The following is a 9,279-nucleotide window of genomic DNA, read 5'->3' as shown; positions in this document are numbered from 1 at the left end:
GCGCGCGGGCGGGCCCGCGCGGGGGGGGCCCGGGGGCCCCGCGCGCGGGGTCCCCGGCCACCACCGCGAGCACGTCGCCCGCGTCGACCTGCTGCCCCGTCCGCACCAGCACTTCCGCGACCGCGCCGCCGGTGGTGGCGAGCACGCGGTGCTCCATCTTCATCGCTTCCAGCACCAGCAGCTCCGCGCCGGCCTCGACCCGTTGACCCGGCTCGACCGCGACCCGCACCACCGTGCCGGGCATCGGCGCGACCGTCGCGCCCTCCGCGACCTTCGCCCGCGGCTCGGGGAACGTCGGCCGCAGCGTCAGCGACACCGGCCCCACCTCCACCCGGTCGCCGTACACCGCGACCGGATGTGTGGTGCGCACCCCGTCCCGCTCGAACGTCACCGCGTCCGGCGAGGCCGCCACCACCGCCAGGTCCAGGCCCGTCTCCACGCCGGCGCGGGTGTGGCGGTACTCGACCTCGACCGTGTCGTCGCCGTGCCCGAACGCGACCCGTCGCGGCTGGGACGGCACGTTGCGCCAGCCCAACGGCAGGGCGGTGCGCCGCCGTTCGGCCAGCGCGAGGGCGGCGGCGAGGGCGGCGGGCCGCACGTCGACCGGGTCCGGGGTGGTGAGGCCGTGCTCGTCGAGGAACCCGGTGTGGGTCCGGCCCGCGAGGAACTCCGGGTGGCGCAGGGTGCGCACCAGCAGGTCCCGGTTGGTCACGAGGCCGTGCAGCTCGGCGCGCTCCAGGGCGGCGGCCAGCTTGCGGACCGCCGCGTGCCGGGTGGGCGCCCACGCGATCACCTTGGCCAGCATGGGGTCGTAGTGCACGCCCACCTCGCTGCCGTCCTCCACACCGCTGTCCACGCGCACGCCGCCCGGCACGGCGAACCGGTGCAGGGTGCCGCTCGCAGGCCGCCAGTCGTGCGCGGGGTCCTCGGCGTACAGGCGCGCCTCGACGGCGTGGCCGTTCGGCGTCGGCGGCTCGGCGGGCAGCCGCGCGCCCTCGGCGATGGCGAGCTGCCAGGCGACCAGGTCGAGGCCGAACACCTCCTCGGTGACCGGGTGCTCCACCTGGAGCCGGGTGTTGACCTCCAGGAAGTGGAACGACCCGTCGTCGGAGAGCAGGAACTCCACCGTGCCCGCGCCGACGTAGCCGATGGCCTCGGCGGCCCGGGTGGCGGCGTCGACCAGGCGCTGCCTGGCCTCGGGTCCGACGGCCGGGCTCGGCGTCTCCTCGACGATCTTCTGGTGCCGGCGCTGGATCGAGCACTCCCGCTCGCCCAGCGCCCACACCGTGCCGTGCGCGTCGGCCAGGACCTGCACCTCGACGTGCCGGGCGCGCTCCACCAGCGGCTCGCAGAACACCGTGCCGTCGCCGAACGCCGACTCGGCCTCGCGGCGGGCGGCGGCGACCTGATCGGCCAGCTCGGCCGCGGACCGCACCACCCGCATCCCGCGTCCGCCGCCGCCGGCGGACGCCTTGACCAGCAGCGGGAAGTCGGCGGCCGACTCGGGGTCCAGCTCGGGCAGCACCGGCACGCCGGCCGCGGCCATCCTCTTCTTCGCGGCCACCTTCGAGCCCATGGCGTCGATGACGTCGGGGTCCGGCCCGACCCACGTCAGCCCGGCGGCCACGACCGCGCGGGCGAAGTCGGCGTTCTCGGACAGGAAGCCGTAGCCGGGGTGGACCGCGTCGGCGCCGGCGGCGAGCGCGGCGGCCACCACCGCGTCACCGCGCAGGTAGGTCTCGGCGGGCGTCGCGCCGGGCAGCCGGACCGCCGCGTCCGCCTCCCGCACGTGCGGCGCGCCCGCGTCGGGGTCGGAGAACACGGCCACCGGCGACACGCCGACCTCGCGGCACGTCCGGATCACCCGCCGCGCGATCTCACCGCGGTTGGCGACCAGCAGCTTGCGAATCATCACGCCTCACATCCGGAAGACGCCGTAGCCCTCGGCGCCCTCGATCGGTCCGCTGTGGATCGCCGACAGGCACAGGCCGAGCACGGTGCGCGTGTCGCGGGGGTCGATCACGCCGTCGTCGTAGAGCCGGCCGGACAGGAAGGCGGCCACCGACTGCTGCTCGATCTGGTCCTCCACCACCCGCCGCATGGCCGCGTCGTGCTCGTCGTCGTACGGCTGCCCCTTCGCGGCGGCGGCCTGCCGGGCCACGATCGACAGCACGCCGGCGAGCTGCTTCGGCCCCATCACGGCCGACTTGGCGTTCGGCCAGGTGAACAGGAACCTGGGGTCGTACGCCCGGCCGCACATGCCGTAGTTGCCCGCGCCGTAGGACGCGCCCATGACCACGGTGAGGTGCGGCACGCGGCTGTTCGACACCGCGTTGATCATCATCGCGCCGTGCTTGATGATGCCGCCCTGCTCGTACTGCGCGCCGACCATGTACCCGGTCGTGTTCTGCAGGAACAGCAGCGGCGTGTCGCTCGCGTTGGCCAGCTGGATGAACTGCGCCGCCTTCTGCGCCTCCTGGCTGAACAGCACGCCGCGCGCGTTGGCCAGCACCCCGACCGGGTAGCCGTGCAGGTCGGCCCACCCGGTCACGAGGGCGGCGCCGTAGTCGGGCTTGAACTCGTCGAACCGCGACCCGTCCACGATCCGGGCGATCACCTCGCGCGGGTCGAACGGCACCCGCAGGTCGGTCGGCACGAGCCCGAGCAGGTCCTCCTCGTCGTGCCGCGGCGGCTCGACGGCCTTCGGCGCGGGCCCGAGCTTGCGCCGGTTCAGCCGGGCCACCACGCGCCGGGTGAGCCGGATCGCGTCCACCTCGTCCTGGGCCACGAAGTCGGCCAGCCCGGAGGTGGCGCCGTGCATCCGCGCGCCGCCCAGCGACTCGTCGTCGGACTCCTCGCCGGTGGCCATCCGCACCAGCGGTGGGCCGCCGAGGAACACCTTGGACCGCTCCTCGATCATCACCACGTAGTCCGACATGCCCGGCACGTACGCGCCGCCCGCGGTGGCGTTGCCGAACACCGTGCTGATCGTCGGGATGCCCGCCGCCGACAGCCGGGTCAGGTCGCGGAACGCCCGCCCGCCGGGGATGAAGATCTCGCTCTGGCTCGGCAGGTCCGCCCCGCCGGACTCGACCAGCCCGATCAGCGGCAGCCGGTTCTGCAACGCGATGTCGTTGGCCCGGAACGTCTTGCGCAGCGTCCACGGGTTGCTCGCGCCGCCCCGCACGGTCGGGTCGTTGGCGACGATCACGCACTCGACGCCCTCGACCACGCCGATGCCGGTGACCACGCTCGCGCCCACCGGGTAGTCGGTGCCCCACGCGGCCAGCGGCGACAGCTCCAGGAACGGGCTGTCCGGGTCGACCAGCAGCTCGATCCGCTCGCGGGCCAGCAGCTTGCCGCGCCGGTGGTGCCGCTCGGTGTACTTCGGCCCGCCGCCCGCGAGGGCCTTGGCGTGCTCGGCCTCCAGCTCGGCGAGCCGGGCCAGCATCGCCGCCCGGTTCGCGGCGTACCCGGGCGACCGGCGGTCCACCGCCGTGCGCAGCACACTCATGCCGTGAACCCCAATCTCCGCGCCGCCAACTCCGCCATCACCTCGGTCGCGCCGCCCCCGATGCCGAGGATCCGCGCGTCCCGGTAGTGCCGCTCGACCTCCGCGTCGCGGAGGTAGCCGAAGCCGCCGTGCAGCTGCACCGCCGCGTCCACGACGAACGAGCACGCCTCCACGGCCGCGTTCTTCGCGAAGCACACCTGCGCCACCACCTCCTCGCCGGCCGCCACCCGCACCGCCACCTCGCGCGTGTAGGTGCGCGCGAGGTCGATGCGCTGCGCCATCTCCACCAGCCGGTGCCGGACCACCTGCCGGGCGATGAGCGGCCGGCCGAACGTCTCCCGCTGCCGCACGTACGCCGCGGTGAGGTCGAGGCAGCGCTGGGCCGTCGCGTACGCCTGCGCCGCCAGCGAGACGCGCTCCACCTGGAACTGCCGCATGACCAGGGCGAACCCGCCGTTCTCCGGCCCGACCAGGTGGGTGGCGGGCACCCGGGCGTCCACGAAAGACAGCTCGGCGGTGTCCGAGCAGTGCCAGCCCATCTTCTCCAGCCGGCGGTCCACCGCGAACCCCGGCGTGCCCTTCTCCACCACGAGCAGGCTGATGCCCTGGTGGCCCGGACCGCCGGTGCGCACGGCCGTGGTGACGAAGTCCGCGCGGGCGCCCGACGTGATGAACGTCTTCGTCCCGTTCACCACGTAGGAGTCGCCGTCGCGACGCGCCGTGGTGCGCAGCGCGGCGACGTCCGAACCGCCGCCCGGTTCGGTGATCGCGAGCGCGCCGACCAGCTCACCGGCCAGCGTCGGCCGCACGAACCGGTCGATCAGGTCGGGGTCGCCCGCGTCCACGATGTGCGGCAGCGCGATGCCGTGCGTGAGCAGCCCCGCGACCAGCCCGGACGACCCGCCCGCCTGGATCAGCTCCTCGGTGGCCACCACGGTGTCGATCAGGTCGCCCGCGCCGCCGACGGCCTCCGGGAACCCCAGCCCCAGCAGCCCGATGCCCGCCGCCGCGCGGTGCAGCGACCGGGGCAGCTCGCCCGCCCGCTCCCAGTCCGCGAGGTGCGGCACGACCTCCCGCTCGGTGAACCGCCGCACCACCGCGCGCAGGTCGCGGCGCTCGGGCGTGTCGAACAGCGCCGACGTGGTCGTCACAGCAGCTCCTCCGGGACGTCGACGTGGCGGGAGCGCAGCCACTCGCCCAGCGCCTTGGCCTGCGGGTCGAAGCGCGTGGAGGAGGCGACGCCCTCGCCGAGCAGGCCGTGCAGCACGAAGTTCAGCGCGCGCAGGTTCGGCAGCTCGTGCCGGGAGACCTCGCCCGCCTCGGGCAGCAGCTCCTTCAGCCGCGCGACGGTCAGCTCCGCGCGCAGCCACTCGTACCGCGCGTCGGTGCGCACCCACACGCCGAGGTTGGCGTCGCCGCCCTTGTCGCCGGAACGCGCGCCCGCGATCGTGCCCAACGGGACCCGACGCAGGAGACTTCCGCGCGGGGGGACCTTCATACCTCCACCACCTCCCCGTCGGGCAGCACGGCCCGGTGCGGCACCGACGAGCGCGGCACGTACGCGGCCCGGTAGACGCCGAACGGCGTGCCGTCGCCGGGCGGCGCGGTGACGTGGAAGCCGGGGTAGGACCCCAGCGCCAGCTCGATCCCGGCCCGCGAGAACGCCTTGGCCCGCTTCGGGTCCGGGGTCTTGACCGTCACGTGCAGCAGCGCGCTCGCCGTCTCCTCTGTGTCCGCGTCCGGCCGGTCGGTGCGCGCGAGCGTCCACGTCAGGCCGTCCGCGCCGATCGCCGCCTCCACCTGGCGGCGGACGAGGTCGGCCTTGGCCTCGACGTCCAGCCCGGTGAGCACGAACGTGGTCGAGTTGCGGAACCCGCCCAGGGTGTTGAGGCACACCTTGAGCGTGTCCGGCGGCGGCGAGCCCTTCACGCCGGAGATCCGCACGCCGCGCTCGTGCGGGTCGAGGCGGATGGTGTCGAAGTGGCTGACCACGTCCGGGCCGACGTAGGCGGGCGGGCCGATCTCGTAGAGCAGTTGCGCGGTGACGGTGTCGACGGTGACCGCGCCGCCCGTGCCCTCGTGCTTGGTGATGACGGCCGAGCCGTCGGCCTCCACCTCGGCGATCGGGAAACCGGGCCGGGTGGCGTCGATCGAGAGGAACGACGAGTAGTTGCCGCCGGTGGCCTGCGTGCCGCACTCCAGCACGTGGCCCGCGACCGTCGCGCCCGCGAGCGCGTCGAAGTCCTCCCGGCCCCAGCCGAAGTGCGCGGCGGCCGGTCCGACGACCAGCGACGCGTCGGTGACCCGGCCGGTGACCACGACGTCCGCGCCGGCCCGCAGGCACTCGGCGATGCCCCACGCGCCGAGGTAGGCGTTGGCGGTCAACGCCTCCGGGAACCGCTCGCGCACGTCGTCGCCGGTCACGAAGGCGACCTTCGCGCCGAGCCCGAGCCCGTCGATCGCCTCGGCCAGGCCCTCGGGGTTCAGCCCGCCCGCGTTGGAGACGATCCGGACGCCGCGGTCCAGCGCGTCGCCGAGGTTCTCCTCGAGCTGGCGCAGGAACGTGCGGGCGTAGCCGAGGCGCGGGTCCTTCGCCCGGTCCCGCCCGAGGATGAGCATGGTCAGCTCGGCCAGGTAGTCGCCGGTGAGCACGTCGAGGTGGCCGCCGGTGAGCATCTCGCGGACGGCGGAGAACCGGTCGCCGTAGAAGCCGGACGCGTTGCCGATGCGGATCACGGCCGCCCCCGCTCCCGGCCCGCGCCGGGCGGGCCGGCAAACGCCTGCGCGACGGGCACCCACGCGGTCGCCGCCTGGCCGACGGCCGTGACGGCCAGGTCGTCGGGGTGCCGCCGCTGGGTCGCGAGCAGGCAGAAGTCCAGCGCCGGTCCGGTGATCCGGTCGGCGGCGTCCTCCGGTCCCCACGTCCACCGGCCGCCGTCGGGCGCGTCCAGCTCGACGCGGACCGGGACCTGCGGCACGGGCAGGCCGTGCACCGCGAACGACCAGCCGAACGTGCGGACCGCGAGGTGCGCGACGTGCCGGAGCCGGTGGGTCGGCTCCCGGGTGACGCCGAGCGCGTCGGCGACGTCCTGGCCGTGCGCCCAGGTCTCCATCAGCCGGGCGGTGGCCATGGACGCCGGGCTCATCGGCGGCCCGAACCAGGGCAGCTTCACGCCCGGCGGCACGGCCGCGAGGGCTTCGGCCAGCTCGGCGCGGCCCGCCCGCCACTGCTCCAGCGTGATCGGCTCGCGCGCGCCCTCCTCCACCACCTCGGCGGTGGCCCGGCGCAACGCCCCGGTGAACGCGTCCGGGTCGCGGGCGGCGAGCGTGGCCTGGCGGTCGGTCCAGCGCAGGTGGCCGATCTGGTGGGCGATCGTCCAGCCCGGCGCGGGCGTCGGGACCGCCCAGTCGGCCAGGGGCGCGACGAGGTCGTCCAGCACCCGGCTCTCGGCGTCCAGGTCGGCCAGCAGGTCGGTGATCACAGCGACTCCTCCAGCACCCGGGCCCAGTGCCGGACGATCCGGGTGCGCCGCCTGCGGTCGTCGGTGAGCTGGTCGGCCAGCGCGAGGCCGCGCACCAGGTCCAGGGTGAGCTGCACCGACTCGCGCACGCCCGGCTTGGTCTCGTCCGCGCCCAGCAGCTCGACCGCGAGCCGGTGCGTCTCGCGGCCCAGGCGGGCCTCCAGCGGCACCACGACGGTGCGGAGTTCGGGATCGGTGCGCGCGGCGACCCAGAGTTCGAGGGCGGCGGTGAACAGGTCGCTGGCGTAGAAGTCGGCGATCAGCTCGACCACCGCGACGGTGCTGCCGTTGACCTGCCGGGCGCGTTCCTTCAGGTCGAGCACGCTCTCCGCGCCCAGGTGCTCGACCGCGGCGGCGACCAGCTCGCCGCGGGTGCGGAAGTGGTGGAGCTGGGCGCCGCGGGACACGCCCGCGCGCTCGGCCACCACGGTCGTCGTCGTGCCCGCCCAGCCGTGCTCGACCAGGCACTCGACGGTGGCTTGCATGAGCTTGCGCCGGGTCTCGCGGCTGCGGTCGGCCTGGCGCCGGACCTCCCGCTGCCCGGTGTCGGTGGACATGCCGCCGAGTGTTCCGGGCCACTAACAAACAGTCAAGACTGATTGTTAGTGGCCCGGTCGACCCACCGCGGCTACCAGCCCCCTTGCACCATGGTCTGGAACAGCCACTGCCCGTCGGTCTTCACCAGCAGGTCGCCGTACCGCACGACCTGCGAGTGGTCACCCACCGTGATGGTCGCGTCGGTGATCACGAACACCAGGTTGGCGTTGACGAAGACCGGCGTGCGCACGGACTCCATCCCCACGTCGCCCTCGCCGAGGGACGCCGCCATGTCGTCGAGGAACCGCGCCCGGTCCCACGACTGCGCCGACCCGTCCGTCACCGCGTTGACCGGGAACAACGCCATGTCCGCCATGGCCTCCACGTCCTTGGCCACGGCCAGCGCGTCCCACTTCCCGAACCACGCGAGCACGCCCGCCACGTCCTCGTCGGTCGGCACGAACCCCGCTCCACTACCCGGCACAGCACTCATGTCGTACATTGTACCGTACGCCGTACGAAGTTACGAGCGGAGCGGCCGAACAGCGGTTCCCCGGCGGTCCGTCGGCCGGTTCGATGGGCCGACGACGGGCGAGGGGGTCGGCGTGGCGGTGTCGCGGCGGGACGTGTTGCGGTGGGCGGGCGCGGCGGTGGCCGCGGGGGGGGCGGCGGGCGCCGCCGAGGGGGTCGCCGAGGCGCGACCCGTGCGGTGGGACCGGCTGCGCGCCCGGCTGGCCGGCGAGCTGCTGCTCCCCGGCGACGACGGCTACGACACCGCGCGGCTGCCGTTCAACTCCCTGTTCGACCACCACCGGCCCGCCGCGATCGCGCGCTGCGCGCGGCCCGAGGACGTGCAGCGGTGCCTGGAGGAGGCCCGCCGGTCCGACCTCCGCGTGGCGGCCCGCGGCGGCGGGCACAGCTACGCCGCCTACTCCACCCCGGACCGCGGGCTGGTCGTCGACCTGGGGCCGATGAACCGGATCGAGGTGCGGCCCGACGGCACCGCCGTGGTCGGCGCGGGAGCCCGCCTCGGCGACGTCTACGCCGCGCTCGCCGCCGCCGGCCGGTGCCTGCCGCTGGGCAACTGCCCGTCCGTCGGCGTCGCCGGGCTCACCCTCGGCGGCGGCCTGGGCTGGCTGCAACGCTCCTACGGCCTGACCTGCGACTGGCTGCGCGCCGCGCGCGTGGTCACGGTGGACGGCCGCCTGGTGACCGCCTCGGCGGACCGCGAGCCCGACCTCTTCTGGGCGTTGCGCGGCGGTGGCGGCGGCAACTTCGGCGTGGTGACGTCGTTCGAGTTCGCCACCGCCCCCGTGCCCGAGGTGCTGACCGTGTTCCGCATCCGGTTCCCGGCCGGCTCGGCGGCGGACGTGCTCGGCGCCTGGCAGCCGTGGAGCACCGCGGCCCCCGAACACCTGTCGACCACCTGCGTGGCCCTGCCGGACGGCTCGGTGGACCTGTTCGGCTGCTCGACCGGCCGGGAGGCGGGGGTGCTCGCGGAACTGGCCCGGCTGGGTCCGGACGGGCCGCTGGAGCACGCCGAGGTGGACTACCCGACCGCGACGTCGATCATGACCGCCGGGCACCCGCCCCGCAACGCCTTCCGCCGGGGGGGGGGCCCCCGGCCAGGGCCGAGGGGGGGCGCGTCGGGGGGGTGGGTGACCCAGGAGGGGGGGGGGAGGACGAGGGGCTCTGGGGGGGGGGCCA

Annotated in this window: 7 protein-coding genes and 1 pseudogene; 1 reads left to right on the top strand and 7 read right to left on the bottom strand. The window is 75.1% G+C overall.

Features of this window, described 5'->3' with window-relative positions:
• The 7 genes and pseudogenes from ACFXGA_RS34070 to ACFXGA_RS34040 all read right to left on the bottom strand — a co-directional run.
• On the bottom strand, positions 1–1,912 hold a 1,912-nt coding region (locus ACFXGA_RS34070; RefSeq protein ID WP_378095190.1), incomplete at its 3' end, for an acetyl/propionyl/methylcrotonyl-CoA carboxylase subunit alpha.
• A gap of 6 nt (positions 1,913–1,918) precedes the next feature.
• Positions 1,919–3,514 (bottom strand): acyl-CoA carboxylase subunit beta, encoded by a 1,596-nt coding sequence (locus ACFXGA_RS34065; protein WP_378095189.1) that lies wholly within the window; start codon positions 3,512–3,514, stop codon positions 1,919–1,921.
• Complete coding sequence (locus ACFXGA_RS34060) at positions 3,511–4,665, bottom strand: acyl-CoA dehydrogenase family protein (protein WP_378095188.1); 1,155 nt, start codon at positions 4,663–4,665, stop codon at positions 3,511–3,513. Before ACFXGA_RS34060 ends, ACFXGA_RS34065 begins: the two co-directional genes overlap by 4 nt.
• Positions 4,662–6,250 (bottom strand): annotated as a pseudogene (locus ACFXGA_RS34055) (acyclic terpene utilization AtuA family protein). Before ACFXGA_RS34055 ends, ACFXGA_RS34060 begins: the two are co-directional and overlap by 4 nt.
• Complete coding sequence (locus ACFXGA_RS34050; protein WP_378095186.1) at positions 6,247–6,996, bottom strand: TIGR03084 family metal-binding protein; 750 nt, start codon at positions 6,994–6,996, stop codon at positions 6,247–6,249. Before ACFXGA_RS34050 ends, ACFXGA_RS34055 begins: the two are co-directional and overlap by 4 nt.
• A complete protein-coding gene (locus ACFXGA_RS34045; RefSeq protein WP_378095184.1) occupies positions 6,993–7,592 on the bottom strand; it encodes a TetR/AcrR family transcriptional regulator in 600 nt (199 codons plus the stop codon). The genes ACFXGA_RS34050 and ACFXGA_RS34045 overlap by 4 nt, the downstream gene beginning before the upstream one ends.
• A 71-nt stretch (positions 7,593–7,663) precedes the next feature.
• The gene (locus ACFXGA_RS34040) at positions 7,664–8,065 is read right to left on the bottom strand and encodes a nuclear transport factor 2 family protein (protein ID WP_378095182.1); all 402 of its coding nucleotides are present in this window, start codon (positions 8,063–8,065) and stop codon (positions 7,664–7,666) included.
• Between the two features lie 112 nt (positions 8,066–8,177).
• Here ACFXGA_RS34040 and ACFXGA_RS34035 point away from each other — a divergent pair.
• Positions 8,178–9,279: FAD-binding oxidoreductase (locus tag ACFXGA_RS34035; protein ID WP_378095180.1), on the top strand; the 1,102-nt coding region annotated here is incomplete at its 3' end.

The organism is Actinosynnema sp. NPDC059335 (assembly GCF_042752395.1).
In the GTDB taxonomy this organism is placed as follows: Bacteria; Actinomycetota; Actinomycetes; order Mycobacteriales; family Pseudonocardiaceae; genus Actinosynnema.
This window is presented reverse-complemented; position numbering and strand designations above follow the sequence as displayed.